The sequence below is a fragment of the Ruegeria sp. BE9 genome (assembly GCF_056538765.1).
In genome coordinates this window covers 363,580-386,007 of record NZ_JBQFTS010000001.1, presented here as the reverse complement: position 1 = coordinate 386,007, position 22,428 = coordinate 363,580, and the positions used below count along the sequence as shown (strand labels likewise).

Annotated in this window: 26 protein-coding genes and 1 tRNA gene; 15 read left to right on the top strand and 12 right to left on the bottom strand. The window is 56.4% G+C overall.

The window, feature by feature from the left end:
- Positions 1-3 precede the first annotated feature (3 nt).
- The 6 genes from plsX to ACR0EO_RS01830 all read left to right on the top strand — a co-directional run bounded on the left by plsX (position 4) and on the right by ACR0EO_RS01830 (position 4,429).
- A complete protein-coding gene (gene plsX, locus ACR0EO_RS01855; RefSeq protein WP_480686713.1) occupies positions 4-1,092 on the top strand; it encodes a phosphate acyltransferase PlsX in 1,089 nt (362 codons plus the stop codon).
- A 21-nt stretch (positions 1,093-1,113) separates the two neighbouring features.
- Positions 1,114-2,085 (top strand): beta-ketoacyl-ACP synthase III, encoded by a 972-nt coding sequence (locus tag ACR0EO_RS01850; protein ID WP_480686711.1) that lies wholly within the window; start codon positions 1,114-1,116, stop codon positions 2,083-2,085.
- Positions 2,086-2,181: 96 nt separating this feature from the next.
- Entirely contained in the window at positions 2,182-2,484 is a 303-nt protein-coding gene (gene ihfA, locus ACR0EO_RS01845) for an integration host factor subunit alpha (RefSeq protein WP_008755922.1), read from the top strand.
- 18 nt (positions 2,485-2,502) lie between these two features.
- Entirely contained in the window at positions 2,503-3,150 is a 648-nt protein-coding gene (locus ACR0EO_RS01840) for a MerR family transcriptional regulator (RefSeq protein ID WP_480686709.1), read from the top strand.
- Positions 3,151-3,211: 61 nt separating this feature from the next.
- Positions 3,212-3,288, top strand: a tRNA-Pro gene (locus tag ACR0EO_RS01835).
- 61 nt (positions 3,289-3,349) lie between these two features.
- Complete coding sequence (locus ACR0EO_RS01830) at positions 3,350-4,429, top strand: 2'-deoxycytidine 5'-triphosphate deaminase (RefSeq protein ID WP_480686708.1); 1,080 nt, start codon at positions 3,350-3,352, stop codon at positions 4,427-4,429.
- Here the strand turns inward: ACR0EO_RS01830 and ACR0EO_RS01825 are convergent.
- The 6 genes from ACR0EO_RS01825 to argS form a co-directional block, all read right to left on the bottom strand.
- Complete coding sequence (locus tag ACR0EO_RS01825) at positions 4,426-4,650, bottom strand: hypothetical protein (RefSeq protein WP_480686707.1); 225 nt, start codon at positions 4,648-4,650, stop codon at positions 4,426-4,428. The two genes, ACR0EO_RS01830 and ACR0EO_RS01825, sit on opposite strands and share 4 nt — an antisense overlap.
- A 64-nt stretch (positions 4,651-4,714) precedes the next feature.
- Positions 4,715-5,371 (bottom strand): SMC-Scp complex subunit ScpB, encoded by a 657-nt coding sequence (gene scpB, locus ACR0EO_RS01820; RefSeq protein ID WP_480686705.1) that lies wholly within the window; start codon positions 5,369-5,371, stop codon positions 4,715-4,717.
- Positions 5,364-6,158, bottom strand: coding sequence for a segregation and condensation protein A (locus tag ACR0EO_RS01815; protein WP_239343554.1), 795 nt, complete (start codon positions 6,156-6,158; stop codon positions 5,364-5,366). Before ACR0EO_RS01815 ends, scpB begins: the two co-directional genes overlap by 8 nt.
- Positions 6,148-7,155, bottom strand: coding sequence for a beta-N-acetylhexosaminidase (gene nagZ, locus ACR0EO_RS01810; protein ID WP_480686704.1), 1,008 nt, complete (start codon positions 7,153-7,155; stop codon positions 6,148-6,150). The genes ACR0EO_RS01815 and nagZ overlap by 11 nt, the downstream gene beginning before the upstream one ends.
- Positions 7,152-8,216: an SPOR domain-containing protein gene (locus ACR0EO_RS01805; protein WP_480686702.1), complete on the bottom strand. Its 1,065-nt coding sequence runs from the start codon at positions 8,214-8,216 to the stop codon at positions 7,152-7,154. Before ACR0EO_RS01805 ends, nagZ begins: the two co-directional genes overlap by 4 nt.
- 88 nt (positions 8,217-8,304) lie before the next feature.
- A complete protein-coding gene (gene argS, locus ACR0EO_RS01800; RefSeq protein WP_480686700.1) occupies positions 8,305-10,050 on the bottom strand; it encodes an arginine--tRNA ligase in 1,746 nt (581 codons plus the stop codon).
- A gap of 133 nt (positions 10,051-10,183) precedes the next feature.
- Between argS and ACR0EO_RS01795 the strand changes: the two genes are divergently transcribed.
- The gene (locus ACR0EO_RS01795; RefSeq protein WP_480686698.1) at positions 10,184-10,735 is read left to right on the top strand and encodes a putative pterin-binding protein; all 552 of its coding nucleotides are present in this window, start codon (positions 10,184-10,186) and stop codon (positions 10,733-10,735) included.
- Here the strand turns inward: ACR0EO_RS01795 and ACR0EO_RS01790 are convergent, their stop codons facing one another.
- Complete coding sequence (locus ACR0EO_RS01790) at positions 10,736-11,878, bottom strand: deoxyguanosinetriphosphate triphosphohydrolase (protein WP_480686697.1); 1,143 nt, start codon at positions 11,876-11,878, stop codon at positions 10,736-10,738.
- Positions 11,879-11,954: 76 nt separating this feature from the next.
- Here ACR0EO_RS01790 and ACR0EO_RS01785 point away from each other — a divergent pair, with 76 nt between their 5' ends.
- Positions 11,955-12,278 carry a HesB/IscA family protein gene (locus tag ACR0EO_RS01785; RefSeq protein WP_058277565.1) on the top strand — a complete coding sequence of 108 codons (324 nt, stop codon included), beginning with the start codon at positions 11,955-11,957 and terminating at the stop codon, positions 12,276-12,278.
- Between the two features lie 60 nt (positions 12,279-12,338).
- Positions 12,339-13,118, top strand: coding sequence for an exodeoxyribonuclease III (xth, locus tag ACR0EO_RS01780; protein ID WP_480686696.1), 780 nt, complete (start codon positions 12,339-12,341; stop codon positions 13,116-13,118).
- A gap of 4 nt (positions 13,119-13,122) precedes the next feature.
- Here the strand turns inward: xth and ACR0EO_RS01775 are convergent, their stop codons facing one another.
- Both ACR0EO_RS01775 and dksA read right to left on the bottom strand, forming a co-directional pair.
- Positions 13,123-14,274: an FAD-dependent monooxygenase gene (locus tag ACR0EO_RS01775; protein WP_480686695.1), complete on the bottom strand. Its 1,152-nt coding sequence runs from the start codon at positions 14,272-14,274 to the stop codon at positions 13,123-13,125.
- 71 nt (positions 14,275-14,345) lie between these two features.
- The gene (dksA, locus tag ACR0EO_RS01770) at positions 14,346-14,768 is read right to left on the bottom strand and encodes an RNA polymerase-binding protein DksA (protein WP_170382828.1); all 423 of its coding nucleotides are present in this window, start codon (positions 14,766-14,768) and stop codon (positions 14,346-14,348) included.
- A 373-nt stretch (positions 14,769-15,141) separates the two neighbouring features.
- Here dksA and ACR0EO_RS01765 point away from each other — a divergent pair, with 373 nt between their 5' ends.
- From ACR0EO_RS01765 to ACR0EO_RS01745, 5 genes are all read left to right on the top strand, one after another.
- On the top strand, positions 15,142-15,987 hold the full coding sequence (locus ACR0EO_RS01765) for an AAA family ATPase (RefSeq protein WP_480686694.1): 846 nt from the start codon (positions 15,142-15,144) through the stop codon (positions 15,985-15,987).
- Positions 15,988-16,103: 116 nt separating this feature from the next.
- The gene (locus tag ACR0EO_RS01760; protein WP_480686693.1) at positions 16,104-16,553 is read left to right on the top strand and encodes an N-acetyltransferase family protein; all 450 of its coding nucleotides are present in this window, start codon (positions 16,104-16,106) and stop codon (positions 16,551-16,553) included.
- On the top strand, positions 16,550-17,911 hold the full coding sequence (locus ACR0EO_RS01755; RefSeq protein ID WP_480686691.1) for a DUF2927 domain-containing protein: 1,362 nt from the start codon (positions 16,550-16,552) through the stop codon (positions 17,909-17,911). The genes ACR0EO_RS01760 and ACR0EO_RS01755 overlap by 4 nt, the downstream gene beginning before the upstream one ends.
- 6 nt (positions 17,912-17,917) lie before the next feature.
- Positions 17,918-18,088 carry a hypothetical protein gene (locus ACR0EO_RS01750; RefSeq protein WP_480686690.1) on the top strand — a complete coding sequence of 57 codons (171 nt, stop codon included), beginning with the start codon at positions 17,918-17,920 and terminating at the stop codon, positions 18,086-18,088.
- A gap of 3 nt (positions 18,089-18,091) precedes the next feature.
- Complete coding sequence (locus ACR0EO_RS01745; protein WP_480686688.1) at positions 18,092-19,276, top strand: vWA domain-containing protein; 1,185 nt, start codon at positions 18,092-18,094, stop codon at positions 19,274-19,276.
- 8 nt (positions 19,277-19,284) lie between these two features.
- Here ACR0EO_RS01745 and ACR0EO_RS01740 read toward each other — a convergent pair whose 3' ends face one another.
- Positions 19,285-19,734 (bottom strand): hypothetical protein, encoded by a 450-nt coding sequence (locus ACR0EO_RS01740; RefSeq protein ID WP_480686687.1) that lies wholly within the window; start codon positions 19,732-19,734, stop codon positions 19,285-19,287.
- 211 nt (positions 19,735-19,945) lie between these two features.
- Here ACR0EO_RS01740 and ACR0EO_RS01735 point away from each other — a divergent pair, with 211 nt between their 5' ends.
- Complete coding sequence (locus tag ACR0EO_RS01735; RefSeq protein WP_480686686.1) at positions 19,946-20,635, top strand: M48 family metallopeptidase; 690 nt, start codon at positions 19,946-19,948, stop codon at positions 20,633-20,635.
- 42 nt (positions 20,636-20,677) lie between these two features.
- Here ACR0EO_RS01735 and ACR0EO_RS01730 read toward each other — a convergent pair whose 3' ends face one another.
- A complete protein-coding gene (locus tag ACR0EO_RS01730) occupies positions 20,678-21,220 on the bottom strand; it encodes an RSP_2648 family PIN domain-containing protein (protein WP_480686684.1) in 543 nt (180 codons plus the stop codon).
- Positions 21,217-22,419, bottom strand: a complete 1,203-nt coding sequence (locus ACR0EO_RS01725) for an RSP_2647 family RNA methyltransferase (RefSeq protein WP_480686683.1) — start codon at positions 22,417-22,419, stop codon at positions 21,217-21,219. Before ACR0EO_RS01725 ends, ACR0EO_RS01730 begins: the two co-directional genes overlap by 4 nt.
- Between the last annotated feature and the right edge of the window lie 9 nt (positions 22,420-22,428).

Sequence of the window (22,428 nt, the reverse complement as noted above, 5' to 3'; positions counted from 1 at the left end):
GGCATGACAGAACAGCCCACGCAGGCCGATCGGATTACCATCTCGGTTGACGCTATGGGCGGAGATTCGGGGCCCGCAACTGTGGTTGCGGGCATTGCCAAATCGGCAAACGTAAACCCGGAAATCTCCTTTATCCTGCATGGGCCTGAAGAGGTGCTGCGTAAACTTGTCGCCAAACGGCGTGTCCTTCAGGGGCGCGTCGTTTTTCGTGATTGCCCAGACGTGGTCACGATGGAGGACAAGCCAAGTCAGGTTGTGCGCAGCGGGAAGCAGACGTCGATGTGGTCGACGCTGGATTCGGTTCGCAATGGCGAAGCGCACGGAGCCGTGTCCTGTGGCAACACAGGCGCTCTGATGGCGCTTTCGATGATGCGTTTGCGCAAACTGCCGGGTGTGAACCGCCCGGCAATTGCGATTCTGTGGCCATCACGCAACCCGCAAGGGTTCAACGTGATGCTGGATGTTGGGGCAGATGTACGCGCCGACGCCAAAGATCTGCTGCAATACGCACTGATGGGCGCCTCTTACGCTCGGAATGGCATGGCCTTGGAGCGCCCCCGCATCGGGTTGCTGAATGTCGGCACCGAAGAACACAAGGGCCGCGCCGAATTGAAAGAAGCGCACGCAATGATCTCAGAGTTCGCAGAGCAGGCGAACTTTGATTTTGTGGGCTTTGTGGAAGGCAGCGATATCCCCGGCGACAAAGCGGATGTCATTGTAACCGATGGGTTTACCGGCAACGTTGCAATTAAGACGGGTGAAGGTACAGCCAGCCTGATTGGAGATCTCCTGCGCGAGGCCTTCAAATACTCGCCCCTTTCACGATTGGCTTCGGTTCTGGCGATCACCTCATTGCAGCGTTTGAAAAAGCGCATCGACCCACGCCGTGTGAACGGTGGGGTTTTCCTTGGCCTCAACGGAACAGTGGTCAAATCACATGGTGGCGCAGACGCCACCGGAGTATCAGCGGCAGTCAAGCTGGCCTTTACATTGGCCCAGTCGGGTTTCGCCGAAAAATTGGCGGCACGGGTTGCATCAACAGCCGAGCTTGCACAAGATGCCGCCCACACACCGCCAAAGGCGGGCGAATAACAATAAAGGCAGTAACCCCAAATGGCAGGCCGTTCAGTTGTTGTAGGTGTCGGACACTATTTGCCAGAGCGCATCGTTCCGAATTCCGAATTTGAAAGTAAGCTCGATACGACGGACGAGTGGATCAGAACCCGCTCGGGTATCGAACGCCGCCATTTTGCCGCCGATGACGAGACAACATCTGATCTGGCCACCAAAGCGGCCGAAGCCGCACTGGCGGATGCTGGCCTAACAGCAGACGACATCGACGCCATTGTCCTCGCAACATCAACGGCGGATCTGACATTCCCTTCTGCGGCCACTATGGTTCAGGCGCGTCTTGGAATGACGAAAGGCTTTGCGTTTGACGTTCAGGCCGTCTGCGCCGGATTCGTTTTTGCGCTTAGCAATGCCAACGCCTTGATCCTGTCGGGCCAGGCCAAGCGGGTTCTGGTAATTGGGGCTGAAACCTTCTCACGAATCATGGATTGGTCCGACCGTTCCACTTGCGTTTTGTTTGGAGACGGAGCCGGCGCACTGGTTCTCGAACTGCAGGACGGCGAAGGAACATCGCAAGACCGCGGAATTCTGGCGACCGATCTCAATTCGGACGGTCGCTACAAAGACTTGCTGTATGTCGATGGCGGGGTCTCGACCCAATCGACAGGTCACTTGCGCATGCAGGGCAACCAAGTCTTCCGCCATGCCGTTGAAAAGCTGGCAAAAACTGCAGGTACAGCCCTAGAGACTGCAGGGCTCAGCAGCTCTGATGTCGACTGGATCGTACCACATCAGGCCAATATCCGAATTATTCAGGGCACAGCCAAAAAGATGGGCCTGCCAATGGAAAACGTTGTGGTTACCGTTCAGGACCACGGAAATACGTCGGCCGCGTCTATCCCACTTGCTCTTTCCGTTGGCAAACAGCGTGGGCAAATCAAGCAGGGTGATCTGATCGTCACCGAAGCTATCGGTGGTGGCTTGGCCTGGGGCGCTGTTGTCCTGCGCTGGTAACCGGCGCAAAACGGCTTACACACAGGCTTGCAATTCATTGATATTGACAGTGAATTTGCCTCCACCATATTCTTTAGTATCAACAGGGGAAATGGTATGGGCGATAAAACACTGACCCGAATGGATCTGAGCGAGGCCGTCTTTCGTGAGGTTGGCTTGTCACGCAACGAAAGTGCGCAGCTGGTTGAGAGTGTTCTGAATCACATGTCCGACGCGCTGGTGCGCGGCGAACAGGTTAAGATTTCGTCTTTCGGCACCTTCAGTGTTCGGGACAAAACAGCTCGTATCGGACGCAACCCCAAAACCGGCGAAGAGGTTCCTATTCAGCCCCGCCGCGTTCTGACATTCCGCCCGTCGCACCTGATGAAGGATCGCGTCGCCGCAGGGAACCGCAAGTAAGATCAGGACAACACGATCATGAGCAAGTCCCCCGACGCCTTTCGCACCATCAGTGAAGTTGCGGACTGGTTGGGTGTTCAGGCTCATGTCCTGCGCTTCTGGGAAAGTCGCTTTAGTCAGGTTAAACCAGTAAAACGTGCCGGTGGTCGACGTTACTACCGGCCCAATGACATGCGGCTATTGGGGGGCATCAAGAAGCTGCTGCACGAGGATGGAATCACCATCAAAGGCGTCCAACGCATCCTACGGGAACAAGGCGTTGCGCATGTCGCCTCGCTGTCTCAGGGCCTGGACGAAGTTGCCGCGCCCGAAACACAGCCGGACGACAACGTTGTTGTCCCTTTCACATCCAAACCCTCTTCGGGCAACGGTCAAATCGATTTGGATTTGGGCGATTCTGTTTTGCCCGCTGAACCGGCGAGTCCCTCGGCGCCTACCGCAGAACAACCACCTGCCGAAGCTCCGCAAGCTGAGCCTGAAGTAGCAGAGCGGGCAACTCAGAAGGTTGAACCGGACTTCTTGGATGAGTCTCCCCTACTTGGTGGGATCGCGACTCAAGCCTGGAATAGGACCGAGTTCGACGACCGGCTGTTGAAACAAATTGCACCAGTGGCAAAGGACCTGCGGGCCGTTTTGGACCGCATAGAAAATCGATCGGCAGGATAAGAAAAAAGGCGATGATTTCCTCTTGCCCCTGCCGGGAAAGTCTTTATGAACACCTCAACGTCGGGCTATGGCGCAGCCTGGTAGCGCGTCCGTCTGGGGGACGGAAGGTCGCAGGTTCGAGTCCTGCTAGCCCGACCAAATCACACCGACGTTTATGGCACACAGGCCAGATCCCACTCTGGCATCAGGGGGGATCGGAATGACAGGTGTATGCCCAAACCAACAAATCGAAACGATGATTGCACGCGGTGAAATCGCCGCCAGCCCAGAAATCATCCCAGAACAGGTTCAACCCGCAAGCCTTGATTTGCGATTGGGAACAGTGGCTTACAGGGTGCGTGCATCCTTTCTGGCGGGTGAAGGTCGCTCTGTCGCTGATCGGTTGACGGAGTTCGAGATGCACCGCATCGACATCTCAGACGGTGCCGTGTTGGAAAAGGGCTGCGTCTACCTCGTGCCTCTCATGGAATCTCTGGCGCTGCCTGCGGATGTGACCGCCGTTGCAAACGCCAAAAGCTCGACCGGCCGCCTGGACTTATTGACCCGCACCATAACGGATGGAGGCACCGAATTTGATCGTGTGCCAGCGGGCTATACTGGTCCGCTGTACGCCGAAATCTGCCCTCGCTCCTTCTCGGTACTGGTGCGTCCGGGCATGCGGTTAAACCAGATTCGGTTCCGCCAGGGACAAGCGGTTCTCAGCGATGTTGAGTTGACGGCGCTGCACAACGACTCACCGCTGGTTGACGGCCCTGCGGTCATACAGGACGGGTTGGGCTTTTCTGTTGATCTGCAATTGCCCGAAACCGATCTGGTGGGTTATCGCGCCAAGCCACACACCGGCGTCATCGATCTAGACCGGATCGGCGAATACGATCCGCAGGAGTATTGGGAAGAGGTACGTACCAGAGATGGCCGCATCATTCTTGATCCCGGTGCGTTTTACATCCTCGTCAGCCGTGAGGCGGTTCACATCCCGCCCCTATACGCCGCAGAAATGGCGCCGTACCTAGCAATGGTCGGCGAATTCCGTGTGCACTATGCTGGCTTCTTCGACCCCGGTTTCGGGCATGCCGCTGCCGGTGGCGCGGGATCACGCGGGGTGCTTGAAGTCCGCTGCCACGAAGCACCGTTCGTGTTAGAGCACGGACAGGTCGTTGGCCGATTGGTCTATGAGAAAATGTCCGAAATGCCTACACAACTATATGGCGCGGGCATCGCATCAAACTATCAGGGACAGGGCCTGAAGCTTTCGAAACATTTCAAAGCGGTTGGTTAAAACTTCATGAACCGGCGCATCTGGCGGGACATCCGCTGCGCCTGTTTAACATTCTGCGAAGGGCGTTGCCCTTTGTTTTGCGGACGATTGCGCCCACCGGATTCTTGATCCGACTTGCCGCCCATACGGCTGGCTACGTCAAACCCTTTGTCCATGCCTTTGTTGACGACGCGGCGCATGACTTGGCGCACTATCATGTCGATGATTCGATTGGCATTCATTGCTCAACTCCGTGTTCTGTCCACCTACATAAGCAAATTGTAGCGGAGAAAAAGGGGACTTAGATCACTCTTCCTCGAACAGTTCAGTCTGATCCTCATCTTCTTCGTCATCACGCCCTTCACCCAAAGGAATCGTTCCTGGCGGCGGACGGTTCTCAAGCAATCCTGCCGCGCGCAACTCTTTGAGACCGGGCAGATCGCGGGCGTTCTCTAGCCCAAAATGGTCAAGGAATTGCGGTGTCACAACGAATGTGACTGGTCGACCCGGAGTCATGCGACGCCGTCCCAGACGAATCCACTCCATCTCAAGCAATTGATCGATGGTCCCACGCGAGACTGAGACTCCGCGAATTTCTTCAATCTCGGCACGCGTACAGGGCTGATGATAGGCGACGATTGCAAGCGTTTCGATCGCCGCACGGCTGAGTTTTCGTGTCTCAACCGTTTCTTTCTGCATCAAAAATCCCAAATCGGGTGCTGTGCGGATTGCCCATGCCTCACCCACACGCACAACGCGTACGCCACGCCCCTCGTAACGTTTTCTAAGTAGATCGACTGCCTGTGCTGCGTCGCTGCCATGGGGCATTCTTGCCTCAAGATCCGAGATTGTTACAGGCTCAGCGCTGGCGAACAGGACAGCTTCGACCATGCGTTCCTGTTCGGCCAGTGGCGGAGCTTCAAACAGGGTGCCGGTGCCTTCGTCTTCGGGGGCGTCAGTCACGTGTTTCAGTCCTCTTACGCAAATGGATCGGAGCAAACGTCTCGCTCTGCTTGATCTCCATATGTCCTTCTTTCACCAACTCCAGCGAGGCCGCAAAAGTCGCCGCTGTGGCCGAGCGGCGGCGCACAGGATCCGCGTCCCAGCCGTCGGGCAAATAGGTCTCCATATCTGTCCAAGTGCCAGCAAATCCAATCAGCGGACGCATTCGTTCCAGCGCCTGCTCCATCGTGAACACCGCATCGCGATCCATCACAAAGGGGCGGAATTCGTCCCGAGTACGAATACGGGCATAGCCCTGCATCAGGTCCAACAGCGTAGCGGAATAAGTCACGGTGCGGATGCGGGTGATGTCCTCACCCTGCCCCCGCTTGAAGAAATCGCGGCCAAGCTGATCGCGTGCCATCAGTCGGGCGGCAGAATCGCGCATAGCCTGAAGACGCTCCAACTGGAACGCCAGGTGCGCAGCAAGTTCTTCACCCGAAGGCCCTTCGTCATCGGGATCAGGAGGAAGCAACAATCGGGATTTCAGGAATGCCAGCCACGCGGCCATCACCAGATAATCGGCGGCCAGTTCAATCCGCAACGCACGGGCCTTTTCCACAAAGGCCAGGTATTGCTGTGCCAGCGCCAGAACAGAGATTTTCCGGAGATCAACTTTTTGCGTCCGCGACAAGGTCAGCAAAACGTCCAGCGGGCCTTCGAACCCGTCGACATCAACGATCAGCGCTTCGGCCGCAAGACGATCTGCGACCGAGACCGGGTCTTCGCTGAAAAGGTTATCGTTCATATACCTGCCCGCCCATTAGGGCAGATAGTTCAGCCTCGGCGGCTTGGATGTCAAGTTCCTGTGGTGCTTTACGCATCGCCAAGGCGCGTTCGGCCCGGGTTTGCGCAGCATCGGACATTGCGCCTGCGGCCTCCATCACCTCGGCGCGCTCCGCAAAACTGCCATTGCAGTGCAGAACGACGTCGCACCCAGCTTGCAGCGATTTTTGCGACAAGTCCGACAAAGACCCGCTGAGCGCCTTCATCGAGATATCATCCGTCATTATCAGCCCATCAAAGCCAATCTTATCGCGGATAAGGCCGATCATCGTCGGTGAAATCGTCGCCGGTTGCGGATCGATACGGTCATAGACCAGATGCGCGGTCATCCCCATCGGCAGGTCATTCAGAACACGGAAAGGGGCAAAGTCCTGACTGTCGAGTTCTTCCAACGGCAAATCAACATGAGGCAGGTCATAGTGGCTGTCCAAAGTCGCAAGACCATGACCCGGCACGTGCTTGACCACTGGTAAAACACCTCCGTCCAGATGTCCTTGCGCGACAGCCCGGCCAATTCGGGAAACCGCTTCAGGATCCGCCGCATAGCAACGGTTCTTCAGGAAAGCGTGCGTCCCTTCGCGTGCAACATCAACCATAGGCGCGCAGTTGCTGTCGATACCAAGGCCGAAAAGCTCATCCGCGATCAGGCGATACCGCAAGTACATCGCCCGTTCGGCCTGATCACCAGCCTGTTCAGCGTGATCCAGCGGAGGCATCCACTCCCGAGCGATAGGTGAACGCAGACGCTGCACTCGGCCACCTTCTTGGTCGATGGTAATGGGACAATTTCGACCTACAGCCTCGCGGAAATCATCGCACAGGGCTCGGACCTGATCCGCCGTTTCGATGTTTCGGGCAAACAAAATGAACCCGAACGGGTTCATTTCACGGAACAACCGCTTCTCTTCGGATGTCAGGCGCAGGCCTTCTGCATCAGTGATCGCTGCGCCAAAAGTCAACGAGCAGCCACCGGAATACAATCGGCGCCCCGTGCTTCGAGTGCGGCGCAGAATTGACGAGAGTCACTCAGGTCATCAAACCCAAGTACACGCAGACGATAGAAAGTCCGTCCACCGCGCGAAGTTTTCTGAATAACCCGCTGTTTTCCGTCCATATAATCGCCGAATTTTGAGTTCAGGCGGCTCCATTCAGCACGCGCCACATCAGAGCTTTCGTATGCGCCAAGCTGCGCCATACGTGTTCCCTTGGACAAAGTGCTGGGATCGACATCCACACCAACGGCAGCTTTCACCGCGGCGTTTATCGCATCTTCGGTGCTGCTGTTTGCTGAAACCCCGCTGCGGACCGTCCGAGCCGGACGTGTAATCGGACGCAACGAGCGGCGAACACCGGGCAGAGCAGCCAACTCTGGATCGGGCAACTGAGCAGCCAAATCGGCAGGGTCAATTGCGGGCTCTTCCTCTGGCGTCGTCAGAGAAGCCAGCTGCACGCCTTCCTCTGTCGGTTCGTCGATTTTTGCGGCCTCTCCAGCCAGTTCAGCAACCAGCGCATCAACAGAGCCTTGACGCAGTTGCGCAGCCTCTTGGTTCGAGATCTGTTCCTCGACCACGTGCACAGCAGGAGTCGGCTTCAGGGGCTCAATTGGCGTGTCCTCATCAGCCAGGGACACAGGACGCGGCGCAAGGATCAAACGATCCGCCGGTGGCGCTGCGGTTCCGACAGCGGCAACAGCGTTCACAGCCAACCCTTGGTGATCTGCAGGAGTTCCACCCGGGTTATCCGGCTGGATACGCATCGGTCCCTCAATCGCCCGGACAACCGGCACACCGCTGACGTCGCGCATGATAAGTTTATAACCCCAGACGCCGATACCAGCGACAAGAGCCAAAGACGCAACAGCACCCAACGCATTTACGATACGGCCCAGCCCCGCGGCGCGTGGTGCTTCTTCGTATCCGTGCATGTCATCGGAATATTCATACCCATCCTGAGGATGCGCTTGATTCGTGTAATGCATCTGCTCGGGGCGCATTTGCCCCGAGTAATCGTAACTAGCCATGTCCGCCTCACCGCCCGATTCACGCCGGAAAATAAGGCGCGCGGGTCATTTCTTGCCTACCTCGTACCGGCGCGTCGGGCGGAGTTTGTTACCGCATCTCCTGCGCCGGAGTGACGCCAAGAATACCCAAGCCCGCTGAAATCACAACAGAAACAGCCCGGGCCAATGCGATTTTTGACTGGCTTGTGGCAACATCGCCATCCTGGATGAACCGCAGTTGCGTTTCGTCATTGCCCTTGTTCCACAGGGCGTGGAAATCCCCTGCAAGTTCATACAGGTAAAATGCAACGCGGTGTGGTTCATTGGTGCGCGCGGCAATCTCGACAAGACGCGGCCATTCGGCCAGCTTCTTCGCGACGGTCAGTTCAGAGGCGTGGTCGTTCTTGCTAAGATCAGCCCCCTTGAGGGTCGCATCATCGGCGGCGATATCAGCTTCGGCAGCACGACGCAGGACGCTCATAACGCGAGCATGGGCGTATTGCACGTAGAACACGGGGTTCTCTCGGCTCTGCTCAAGCACCTTGTCGAAATCGAAATCCAAAGGCGCGTCGTTCTTACGTGTTAGCATAACGAAACGGGTCACGTCGGGGCCAACCTGATCGACAACGTCGCGTAAGGTAACAAAATTCCCCGCCCGTTTTGACATCTTGAACGGCTCGCCATTCTTCCACAGCTTCACCAACTGTGTCAGCTTGATATCCAGCGGCACCTTGCCATCGGACAGCGCTGAAACTGCCGCTTTCATCCGTTTGACATAACCGCCGTGATCAGCACCAAACACGTCGATCAGCGCATCAAAGCCACGGCTCACCTTGTCATAGTGATAGGCAATATCCGGAGCGAAATAGGTCCAGCTGCCATCCGACTTCTTAACCGGGCGGTCGACGTCATCACCATGCTCGGTGGACTTGAACAAGGTTTGCTCGCGCGGCTCCCAATCCTCGGGTTTCTTACCCTTCGGCGGTTCCAGCACGCCTTCGTAGATTAGGCCTTTCTTTGTCAGCGATGCCAAAGCAGCCTCGATCCGACCGGTGCCATAGAGCGATTTTTCCGAGAAGAACACATCCATCTCTACGCCCAGCGCCTTCAGGTCTGCGCGGATCAAATCCATCATCGCGTCGGTGGCGAAGTTGCGCAGGTCTTCCAGCCATTCGCTTTCTGGCTTGTCAATCAGACTGTCGCCATATTTCTCTTTCAGCGCTTCGCCGATCGGGATCAGGTAGTCGCCGGGGTAAAGCCCTTCGGCAATCTCGGGGCTAAGGCCATTGGCTTCGCGATAGCGCTCATAGGCCGAGCGCGCCAGTACATCCACTTGCGCGCCGCCATCGTTGATGTAGTACTCGCGGGTCACGTCGTGGCCGGAATAGGCCAGCAGGCTCGCCAGCGCGTCACCAAAAACCGCGCCCCGGGTATGGCCAACATGCAGCGGGCCGGTCGGGTTGGCGGAGACGTATTCTACGTTGACCTTCTGCCCATGGCCCATAGCCGAGCGGCCATAATCGGTACCCTTCTCAAGAACCGCCGCAAGCACTCCTTGCCAAACCGACGGCGCAAGCCGCAGGTTCAAAAAGCCCGGTCCGGCCACTTCGGCACTGGTGATGCGGTCATCAGCTGCCAGTTTCCCGGCCAACACATCGGCAATGTCGCGCGGTTTCATTTTGGCCGGTTTCGCCAGCACCATCGCAGCATTGGTCGCCATGTCGCCATGCGCGGCGTCGCGCGGCGGTTCGACCGCCACGTTATCAAAGCTCAGCCCCTCGGGCAGCGCGCCTTCGGACTGCATCTGTGCAAGCGCGTCCAGTACGAGGCCGCGGATCTCGGAAAACAGGTTCATTTCGGATGTCCTTTTGCTTGCCGGGCGGTTTATCACGAGAAGCGGTAAGGTCAATGGAAGCGATCAGTTTCCGCTTGGATTAGCCGTAAACGGGGCTAAGGTCACAGGAAATCAATGCTTCGGAGTCCGTTTGATGCGCCTTGCCCTGCCCTTTACCCTTTTGCTGACAACATCCTTGCCTGCATGGGCCGACATCCCGGAACCCACAGGCCATGTCCTGCTGACACTGGGCGGAGCAGTTACCGAAGCAAATCTACCCCCACGCGGAGAAAACGACGGCGGCCTGCTAGGGTATCTTGAGGTTCAACACGACGGTGCGGCAGGTTTCGACGCCGCCATGTTGGATGGTCTGGAACAGGTTGAAATCAGAGTCACCTATGGCCCGGAAAACAACCGCCGCGACATCGCGTTTTCAGGTCCTTTATTGTCGGATGTTATGACAATGGCCGGGGCGGCGGGAAAAACAGCCAAGCCCATGGCTCTGGATGGTTATCAGTCCGAAATTCAGTGGGATAGCATCACAGCACACCAGCCCATTGTTGCCACGCATGCAGATGGGGCTCCTATGGGTATTGGGGGTTACGGGCCTACCATGATCGTATTCCCCCCAACCGAGGATGCGGAACTGGCGCAAGAGCAGGCCGGCCAACAGGTCTGGGCACTTGCCTATATCGGGGTCGAATAATTATCGCCCTATTAGCCGTTTATGGTCCTGTAGGGCGAACCGATCGGTCATTCCGGCAATATAGTCCGACACAATCCGGGCCAAAGCAGTTTCGTCTGGCGCAGCGTCGATATCGCTGTGCCAACGCTCGGGCATTTGCTTAGGGTCACTTAGGTAAATCGGAAACAAGTCACGCACGACCGAGCTGACTTCGGCACGAACCACCATCACGCTGGGGGCACGATACATCCGTTTAAACAGGAATGACCGAATTTCTTTAAGCTGCGCCCAAAGGGCCTGGGAAAACTGAATAACCGGGTAGCCCAGATGTCGAATGTCTTCGACTGTATTGGCCCCCGATCCGGCAATCAGCGCGCGCGACGTGTCGATTACATCCGCAACCATCACACCAAATACACGCCTTAACGCTTCGTGCCGTCTGCGATAAGGATCAAGGCCCGGGTATTTGCGGTCGACCTCGGCGTAACACGCATCTATGATTGGAAGCTGCTGGATTTCATCGTCCGTAAAAAGGTTTGCGCGCAGACCATCCAGCAAATCGTGGTTGTTGTAAGCAATGTCGTCGGCCAGTGCGGCCACTTGTGCCTCGGCACTTGCGTGTGTGTGAAGCTCGAGATCAAAGGCGCCGTTGCATTCTGCCAGGGCCCAAGGAAGCTGGCCCGTAACAGGCCCGTTGTGCTTGGCAATTCCCTCAAGACACTCCCAGGTCAAATTGCAACCGTCGAACTCGGCATAGTGCCGCTCCAAACTTGTAACGATCCGAATGGCCTGTGCGTTATGATCAAACCCGCCATACGGCTCCATCAAGTCATGCAACGCGTCTTCACCAGTGTGCCCAAAGGGCGTGTGTCCCAAATCATGCGCTAAGGCCACTGCTTCTGTAAGTTCGGGGTTCAGGCCAAGCGCACCTGAAATCGTCCGAGCCACCTGTGCAACTTCGATCGAATGAGTTAGGCGTGTCCGATAGCTATCCCCTTCATGCTCAACAAAAACCTGAGTTTTGTGTTTAAGCCGCCTAAACGCGCTGGCATGAATGATCCGGTCTCGATCACGCTGAAAGCACGACCTGAAACTGTTCTCTTCCTCCGGCACAAGCCGCCCTCTCGCGCGGCCTGGGTCCGAGGCAAAACCCGCTCTGTCCAAAGGTCTTGTCCTTGTCGCCTGTCCTAACGTTCCATATATTGTAATGTGCTTAGGAAATAAACCTTTGGAGTCTGGCATGAATCTGCCCCCAACAGTCACTGAACGCGCCTTTGAACGACTCGCCGAAATTGGCGCGGCGGATCAGGGGCAAGCTTTGCGCGTCGCGGTGGAAGGCGGCGGATGTTCCGGTTTTCAATACGAAATCGCGCTGGACGAACCAAAAGAAGATGATCTTGTTTTGGAAGGCAAAGGCCAAAAGGTCATCGTGGACGCGATTTCATTGCCGTTTCTTGAAAACGCGGTCATCGATTTTACACAAGAGTTGATCGGCGCGCGGTTCGTTATCGAGAACCCCAATGCGACCTCATCGTGCGGTTGCGGCACTTCATTTTCAATGTGACCTTGCCCTGCTCGCACGGTTGAGGGATAGATCAACCGGCAGCCAGCCGGAGGATCGCGCATGAAAATCGCCACGTTCAACATCAATGGCATCAAAGCGCGGGCCGAAGCCCTGCCCCGGTGGCTGGACGAAGCGCAACCGGATGTTGCGCTGCTCCAAGAGATCAAGTCGATCGACGAGAACTTTCCACGCGAAATGCTCGAAGAGCGTGGCTACAACGTCGAAACGCACGGGCAAAAAAGCTTTAACGGCGTTGCGATCCTTTCGAAGCTGCCCCTCGAGGATGTCTCGCGTGGCTTGCCCGGCGATGACGAGGATGAACAGGCGCGCTGGATCGAGGCAACGGTGATTGGCAAAAAGGCGCTGCGAATTTGCGGCCTATATCTGCCCAATGGTAATCCGGTTCCCGGTCCGAAATACGACTACAAGCTGGCCTGGATGGAACGCCTGTATCACCGAGCACGCGATCTGATGGCAAGCGAAGAGCCCGCGCTAATGGCAGGTGACTACAACATCATCCCACAGGCCGAAGATGCGGCCAGACCGGACGCTTGGCGCGAGGATGCGTTGTTCCGCCCTGAAAGTCGGGCGGCGTTTCGTAAGATTCTGAACCTCGGGTTCACCGAAGCCTTCCGGGCGCGCACCCAAGGCCCCGGCCACTATTCGTTTTGGGATTATCAGGCCGGCGCCTGGAATAAGAACGATGGTATTCGCATCGATCACTTTTTGCTCACTCCGCAAGCCGCTGATCTGATGCGTGACTGCCAGATTGATGCTGCTGTGCGCGGGCATGAAAAGCCTTCGGATCACGTACCGGTTTGGGTCGACCTCGACCTGTAAACCCTCAAGCCGTTGCGTCGTAGCTGTAAATCCATTCGTATTTTTTCGCCAGTTGAGCACCAACTGCCATAAGCGCCAACTGTGCTGCCAACCGCATCGGTCCGCGCAGGTGGAAATTCCGCGCGTTGGCTCCGGCGGCCGCAACCACCCGACTTGCTCTTGTGCGTCGTTGAGCTTCGTAGGCGGCCAAAGCCTGCGTTGCACCCGATTGCTCCTTGAACGCTCGCGACAGAACCCATGCATCCTCAAGCGCCAAACAAGCGCCTTGAGCCATAAAGGGCAGTGTTGGATGCGCAGCATCACCTAAAAGAGCCAGACGTCCGTTCTGCCAGTTTTGCGCGACCGGGCGCAGGAACAGAGCCCAAAGATGGGTTTCGGTCACTTCGCCGAGAATCTCGGCTACAGGACCACCGAAATCCGCAAAGCGCGCGCGAAGATCGTCGGGGTTGCCTTGCAGACGCCACCCTTCTTCCTGCCAGTCCGATCGTTCTTCTATCGCGACCACGTTCATCAGACCTTGATCGCGTAGCGGATAGGTGACCACGTGGCGCCCCGACCCCATTGTCAGAGAAGCGCGCGGCATCTCTTCGCGCTGCGACCAAGGGATCGTGGCGCGCCAAGCAATCTGATGCGTGAATTGAGGCGCTTCGGCTCCGTTCAGAATTGGCCGGATTGCACTGCGACCACCATCTGCAGCGACAACGCATTCCGAAACAAGACGTTGGCCATCCTCTAGAACAACCTCTGCCTCATTTGGATGTTTGACAACACTGGACACACGCGCACCCAGACGCACGTCGACACCCGCCTCTACCGCCGCCCTGTGCAACAGATCAAGTAAGTCGGCACGATGGTAATAGTATGTTGGACCTGCTGCAGGAGCTGGGATTCTGCTGATCACACGACCCTTGCGGTAGTCGCGCAGTATCGTTCCATGCGAAAGCTGTCCGCCTTCGGGCACGTTCCCCACAACGCCAAGAGCCCTTAGAACCGCCATCCCGTTTGCGCTGATCTGAAGGCCAGCGCCTACCTCAGTCAGGGCTGGCGCCTGTTCCAGAACCGTAACAAGAGCCCCGCGTTGTCGCAGCGTCAGAGCGGCAGCGAGCCCTCCTATTCCACCGCCAATGACACTGAATTTCAGACCGTCGATATTCATGGCACTGCCATAACGCAAAAACGCCGAGGCTACAGGCCCCGGCGTTTGAGAATTCCAGTATTTCCCAGCGATCAATCGTCGCGGTGAACCTTCTCGCGGCGCTCATGACGCTCTTGCGCCTCAAGCGTCATCGTCGCGATAGGACGCGCATCCAGACGTTTCAGCGAAATCGGGTCACCCGTCATCTCGCAGTACCCATATTCACCTTCGTCGATACGGCGCAGCGCCGAGTCGATCTTGGCGACCAGCTTGCGCTGGCGGTCACGCGTACGCAGTTCCAGCGCGCGGTCGGTTTCCTCGCTTGCGCGGTCGGCAACGTCCGGAATGTTACGGGTGTTGTCTTGCAGCCCTTCGATCGTATCGCGGCTGCCTGCCAAAAGTTCGTTTTTCCAGTCCAGCAGCTTACGACGAAAATACTCAAGCTGCTTGTCGTTCATAAATGGTTCGTCTTCGGCTGGACGATAATCCTCGGGCAGAAATACTTCCTGCTTCATTTTTGCTCCCTCGGTGCGGCCTGCAACGCCGGTCTCTCTCTCATTTCCCGACATGCGGCATTCCCCTTCTGCGGAGCGTTTATCCGACGACGCAGCGAATGTCACTATCCAAACGTCGCTCCTCCGCGGCGTCACCACACACCGTCTAAATATGAGACTACAAACAACAAAACCTTGTTTTTCTGTGAAAATTGGCAGGCGATTTTTGGGCAACTCCAAAAATGTCGCGGAGCCTGTTAGCGCCCGAATCAACCAAAGGCACTGTAGTTGCACGGCAATTTCCCTCTGAACGACGCAGCGACGCCGCTTGTCAAATTTCTTGCCCCGCGATAACCCCGTGTCTGTAAGCAGGGCGACACTTGATGAGGGGCCAATGACCGCACGTTTCCAAGGTACAGCAGAATACGTTGCCACAGACGATCTGACCATCGCGGTGAATGCCGCCGTGACACTAGAGCGGCCTCTGCTTGTCAAAGGGGAACCCGGAACTGGCAAGACCGAGCTGGCCAAGCAAGTAGCAGGCGCACTGGGTCTGAAAATGATCGAGTGGAACGTGAAGTCCACAACTCGTGCGCAGCAAGGACTGTACGAGTATGACGCCGTAAGCCGATTGCGCGACAGTCAGTTGGGCGATGAACGCGTGCATGACGTTTCGAACTACATTCGCAAAGGCAAACTGTGGCAAGCATTCGATGCAGACGAAAAGGTCGTGTTGTTGATTGATGAAATCGACAAAGCTGACATCGAGTTTCCCAACGATCTGCTGCAGGAACTCGATAAGATGGAGTTCCACGTCTACGAAACAGCTGAGACGATCCGCGCCAAAAACCGCCCGATCGTCATCATCACGTCAAATAACGAAAAAGAGCTGCCTGACGCGTTTTTGCGCCGCTGTTTCTTCCACTACATCCGCTTCCCGGACGAAGAGACCATGCGCCGGATCGTCGAAGTACACCATCCCGGCATCAAGGATGCGCTTCTGACAACCGCGCTGACTCAGTTCTATGAAATCCGGGAAACGCAAGGATTGAAAAAGAAGCCGTCGACATCGGAAGTACTGGATTGGCTCAAGCTGCTACTTGCGGAAGACCTGACGGCAGAAGACCTTAAGCGTGACGGCGCAAACGCTTTGCCTAAGCTGCACGGCGCTCTTTTGAAGAATGAACAGGATGTGCATCTGTTCGAACGCCTTGCTTTCATGGCACGCAGTAAACGCTGACATTTCTGAACTTCCGGTGATCCCTGCTTGATTTGAGGATGGCCGGATGTCAGCATTGTCCGACCGCCGCTCGGTTTTGCCGGGCGTTTCTGACGCGACTGTAAGAGGCTTCTTGATTGGCTGACACCCTGACAATCCGCGCGCTGCGCCCAGAGGATCGCGCCGAATGGTACGATATGTGGCGGGACTACCTAGCTTTCTATGAAACAACGGTTGCGGATGAGATCTACGACAGCACTTTTGCCCGGCTGCTTGCAAATGATCCGCATGATTTTTCGTGTTTTGTCGCGGAGAGCGACGGACGTTTGGTTGGGTTAACCCATTACCTGTTCCACCGTCATGCGTGGAAAGTTGAATCTGTCTGCTACCTGCAAGATCTTTTTACCCGTCCCGAGTCACGCGGCACTGGTGTTGGGAAGGCTCTGATCGAAGCCGTATATGACGAAGCCGACCGCCAAGGCGCTCCGTCCGTTTATTGGCTCACGCAAGAGTTTAACCATACGGCGCGCAAGCTATATGACCGCATTGGCAAGCAGACGCCATTCATCCGGTACCAGCGCCCATGATGCGATGGGCCGTGATCCTTTTTGGCGCGGCCCTAACCGGATGTGCCTCAGTCGACCCACCGGACACGCCGACCAAAGTTCAGGCGATTGAAGAAGCGCCTTTGCCCAAGGCATTTACACGCGCGACCCCTACCCCGCCAGCTCGTTCGAATAAGAACATCGCAGCAGACTTTATCTCGCTGCATTTCGCACTTGAGAGCGGCACAAGTTTACCTGCCTTTACCCGGTTTGATCCCCCGGTCTCTGTGCTTTTGACGGGCGCAGCCACACCAACAATGGAACAGGACTTAGATCTGCTTCTGAATCGCCTGCGGCGTGAGGCAGGCATAGATATCCGTAAAGTCAAAAAGGGACCGGCGAACATTACCATCACAGCGGTCAGCAAGGAGCAGATCGCGGACGTCTTACCTCAGGCTGCCTGTTTTGTTGCCTTGAACGTGACGACCCTCGAAGAGTACCGCCGCGACCGCATGAAGCCGAAAAGTGACTGGGCCAAGTTGCGACGTCGCGAAAGGCTGGGCATTTTCATCCCGTACGACGCCAGCCCGCAAGAGAAGCGCGATTGCCTGCACGAAGAGATCGCTCAGGCTCTTGGGCCACTCAATGATCTGTATCACCTGCCGGATTCTGTGTTCAACGATGACAACATTCACAGCGTCCTGACCGGTTTCGACATGCTCATCCTACGCGCAACCTATGCCCCTGAACTGCGTAACGGCATGACCCGAGACCAGGTAGAGGCTGTCCTTCCGGGTATCCTGACCCGCCTCAACCCGCGCGGCGACCGTGTGCCAGCGCAGCAGGTTTCTGAAACGCCGCATAATTGGGTGAAGGCGATCCACAAGTCCTTACACCCAGATCGCAGTGCTGAGAGCCGCCTGAGGTTTGCAGAAAAAGCTGCCCGAATTGGCCAAAGAGAGGGCTGGACTGACCACAGACGTGCCTACCCTCATTATGTAATCGGCCGCATGGACCAGTTCGAAAACCCTGAAGAAGCGTACATCCAGTATGAAACCGCCCTGCAGTATTTACGCGCTACTCCGGGCACCGAACTACATCAGGCCTATATCACTGCTCAACTGGGTGCCTATGCTCTGGCTCAAGGACGAGGCCCCGAACTTTTACCCGAACTGGACGATGCAATCGACACCATGACTCAGGCCCAAAATGCATCGCAGCTCGCAATACTCCTCTTGCTGAAGTCCGAAGCGCTCAGCCAGGCCGGTCGGTTCGAAGAGGCACGCCCCGTCAGGCTGGACAGTCTGAGATGGGCACGATACGGATTTGGCTCGGGAAAGTTGGATCGGATGCTAAAGCAGGACGATGCTGACAACTCGACCAATGAGATAGAAAGATAACGCAACATGATCGTGGTTCTGGGAATGGCGGTGCTCGGGGCAATCCTGGGGGCGCTGACAGCGCGCAAACGCAATGGAAACAGGGCTGATATGGCTCAATACGCAGCCGGTTATGGCATTGCTTTCGCGCTTGTCGGATTAGTGTTGTCTCTGATCCTTGTGCGTTTCGTGGTGTAACCGATGTTTCTCCCCTTTTTCGAAAACCTCCGCAAAGCTGGCATTCCCGTTTCCCTACGCGAATACCTGACGTTTCTGGAGGGCATGAAAAAGGGCCTGGCCACCTATGACGTCGAGGCGTTCTACTACCTCGCGCGCGTCTCGATGGTGAAAGATGAACGCAACATCGACAAGTTCGACCGTGCCTTTGCAGCGAGTTTCGAAGGTCTGAACGAGATCAGCTTTGATCAGGTTCTCGAGGCAGTTGATATCCCCTCGGACTGGTTGGCCAAGATGGCCGAAAAGCACCTGTCTGAAGAAGAAAAGGCCGAGATCGAGGCGCTTGGCGGCTTTGACAAGCTGATGGAAACGCTGCGCGAGCGTCTCAAGGAGCAGCAAGGTCGCCATCAGGGCGGAAACAAGTGGATTGGCACCGCCGGTACATCACCGTTCGGGGCCTATGGGTACAATCCCGAAGGCGTCCGCATTGGCCAAAAGGAAAGCCGCCACCAACGTGCAGTCAAGGTCTGGGATAAGCGTGAATTCAAAAACTTAGACGACACAGTTGAACTAGGAACCCGCAACATCAAGGTCGCCCTCAAGCGGCTGCGTCGTTGGGCTCGTGAAGGCGCTGCCGAGGAACTGGATCTCGACGGAACTATCCGCGCCACCGCCGAGCATGGCTATCTGGATGTGAAGACCCGCCCCGAACGTCACAACGCGGTAAAGGTACTGCTGTTTCTGGACGTCGGCGGATCAATGGACCCGCACATCAAAGTGGTTGAGGAACTATTCTCGGCCGCCCGGACCGAGTTCAAGCATCTAGAATACTACTATTTTCACAACTGCCTCTACGAAGGTGTCTGGCGCGACAACCGACGCCGTTGGGATCAGCAGACCCCTACCCATGAGGTCCTGCGCACCTATGGACCGGACTACAAATGTATCTTCGTAGGCGACGCCTCGATGAGCCCGTATGAGATCGCCTACCCAGGCGGTGCAAACGAGCACTGGAACCAAGAATCCGGTCAGGTCTGGTTACAGCGTGCGCGCGATCAGTGGACATCAAATCTGTGGATCAACCCCGTGCCCGAAAAATACTGGGGGTACACGCATTCTATCGGCATGATTCAAGAGATTTTTGAAGATCGTATGGTGCCGATGACACTAGCTGGGTTGGAACAGGGTATGCGCGAGTTAACGCGGTAACTCAAAGCTCATCTGCTCATGCGTGAGTGGCGAAGGTTGCGCAAGTCGGCGCTTGTCGTCGGTTCCACCGGTACCGGGGCATTCGTCTGGGTCGGCGGATTGGATTTACCTTTGCTTGGCCAAATCCCATAGATCAGCGCAGCCCAGCCCATCACATTCCCCAACACCAAAGCTGGCAGAGCGATCAGTATCGACAGAGATTTGCCTAAATCTGACTCCAAACCCAAGGGCACGACAATCGTCATCGCCACTACACCAAACAGAAGCATCAGCGGGCCCGAGCCAACAAAGATGATTATCCCCTTTAGTATGCCGTCCGGATCAGCAAGCCAATTAGGCCTCAACCTTGAAAGGCCCATTGTCAAACTCAGACCAAACGCAATTACCGTGGAAAAGATCAGTGGCCCAATGTGAAACCCGTGAGACAGACCGTAAACCAGCATCCCGGCAGCAGCCACAGAAAGGAGAATTCCGTAATGCCCAAAAGATCGAAGGCACGAACTGTAAACCCGTAAACAGAAACCCTTCATGAGCAACTCAACCTTACTAAATTTCCCCTGCGAGTTTCGGGCTATAAGGAAATTCTGACGAAAATAGGACGCCCACTCTTTACCGCACAAATGTGCTAGCCCGGTTGCCTATCCTGCCGCCCAGAGCCATATCAAACGTATGCTTCGTTTAACCCCGATCCTTTTGGCAATTGCCTATGCTTTTGTGATGTACCGGATTTCCGTCTGGCGCACTCATCGCGAACTGGACGCAAAGTCGACCGAACTGGCCGATCCGGCACTAAAGCGTATGACCGACCGCTTGGCAGCCGCGCTCGAGATCGACCGTGTACCTGTCTACATTTACGAGATTGATCCGGTGAACGGCTTAGCCGCCCCTGACGGGCGAATTTTCATCACTCGTGGGTTCTATCGAAAGTTCCTTAACGGCGAGGTCTCGGCCGAGGAAATGGCCAGCGTGATTGCTCATGAGTTGGGTCACGTAGCGCTAGGTCATGCGCGACGTCGAATGATCGACTTCTCCGGCCAGAATGCCATGCGCGCGGCGCTGATGATGTTGTTAAATCGGTTCATCCCTTTTATCGGTGCATGGATTGCCAATATGCTGACCCACTTGCTGGCTTCGCGCCTGTCGCGTGGGGATGAATATGAGGCGGATGAATACGCCGCCGCCTTGCTGACCAAAGCAGGCATCGGCATCGGGCCGCAGAAATCCTTGTTCCACAAATTGGAAGACCTGACGCAGCAACGTGCAGGTGTTGTCCCTGCTTGGTTAATGAGCCACCCCAAAACGGACGAACGCATTGCGGCGCTCGAGGCACTAGAGCAGCGCTGGAATACAGGCGAATAGCTTCCTTTTTTGTAGGCAAAACCCCTCCAAGTTAAAGAGGGCCTAAGACGTGAGGGCCTTGCCCAGCCTTGGAAGACGTGCCTTTTTCATCAAGGCTCGCAAATCCCATTGGCTACCGGAAAGGCGGTTCGCTTCGGACAAAACACGGTTCGCTATTTCGGCCATACCATCAGGATCGCTCTGCCAGATACCTTGTAGCAGTCCATCGGGGTCGCGTCGATCAAGCCCTTCTTCCAGAAGGATGTTATTGGGAAAATCCTTGGCGTTCACCGTCACGATTACATCCGCCGAGGCCGATACGGCCGTAGCCAGAACATGGATGTCAGCACTATCTGGAAGCCACAAACGTTGCTCTAACCCAGGAACCGCAGGATGTTCCGCTGCTGGCCAATGGGCGCGGGTCAACGCGATTTCACTGCGAGCCTGCGCTTCGCCGTTCGGGCCAAGTTTGCGAGCCGCGCGCGCCCATTCCTCTAGGATGCGAGCTGACCAGACAGGGGTGAAATGGCCTTGCCTTGCAGCGCCAAGAAGCATCTCTCGCATCACCGTAGGGTAGATGACGCAGGTATCAAGAACGGCCTTCACAACCGATAGAACACAGCTTTGAGGTATCCGCTTTCTGCCAACTGCGGTAGCTGCGGGTGATCCGGACCGGCAAAACCCGTGTGGATCAACTGTGCCTGGCGCCCCGCCCGGCCAATACCGCGCGAGGACGCATCGCGGAACCGCCCCAAATCGGCCGCATGAGAACACGAGCACAAACCTAAATAACCGCCCGGCTTAACCAACGGCGCGGCTAGACGTGCAATACGCTCATAAGCACGAAGACCTGCGTCCAGCGCCTGTTTCGAGGGTGCGAAAGCAGGAGGGTCGCAGATGACCACGTCAAATTGAGCACCCTCTTCACCCAATTGAGTCAGCACGTCAAACGCGTCTCCTTGCCGTGTCTGAAAGCGGTCTCCACAGCCTGTCGCTTTGGCTCCTTTCGCAGCCAACGTTAATGCAGCAGCAGATCCATCAACAGACAGCGCTTGTCCTGCTCCACCAGCCAACATGGCAAGTCCGAACCCGCCCACATGGCTGAACACGTCCAACACATCAGCGCCGGGCTTCACCAACTTTGCAGCAAAAGCGTGGTTTGGTCGCTGATCGTAGAACAGACCGGTTTTTTGACCGCCGGTAAGGTCGGCCATGTAGGTCGCACCATTCATGGGAACCGGTAAAGGCGCATCTGGCGCTGTGCCACACAGCGTTTGGTTAACTTCATCCAGCCCTTCGAGCCCCCGCGTCCGACCCGAAGCGTTTTTGAGAACGGTCTTTACCCCAGTGACCGCGACCAGTGCATCAGTGAGGGTTTCCAAATGCGTTTCGGCCCAGGCCGCATTTGGCTGAATCACACAAGCATCGCCAAAGCGGTCAATAATCACACCGGGAAAACCATCAGCCTCGGCGTGGATCAAGCGGTAGTACGGCGCATCGAAAAGGCGTTCTCGCATTTCCAGGGCGCGTTGCAACCGGGTTTCGAACCATTCGGAATTCAATTCCGCATCAAGATCGCGATCCAGAACACGGCACATGATCTTAGAGTCGGGGTTTACTGCGACCAGCGCAATTGGCGCGCGCTTCTCGTCTTCGAGGATAGCCAACGCTCCGGCCGGAATTTTGCGGGTCCGGCGGTCAGTGACGATGTCGTTGGCATAGACCCAAGGAAAACCATGGCGCAGACCGCGCGCGTTGGCTTTGGGTTTCAGACGAATACGGGGGCGGTCAGTGGCTTGGGTCATGACGCTCTC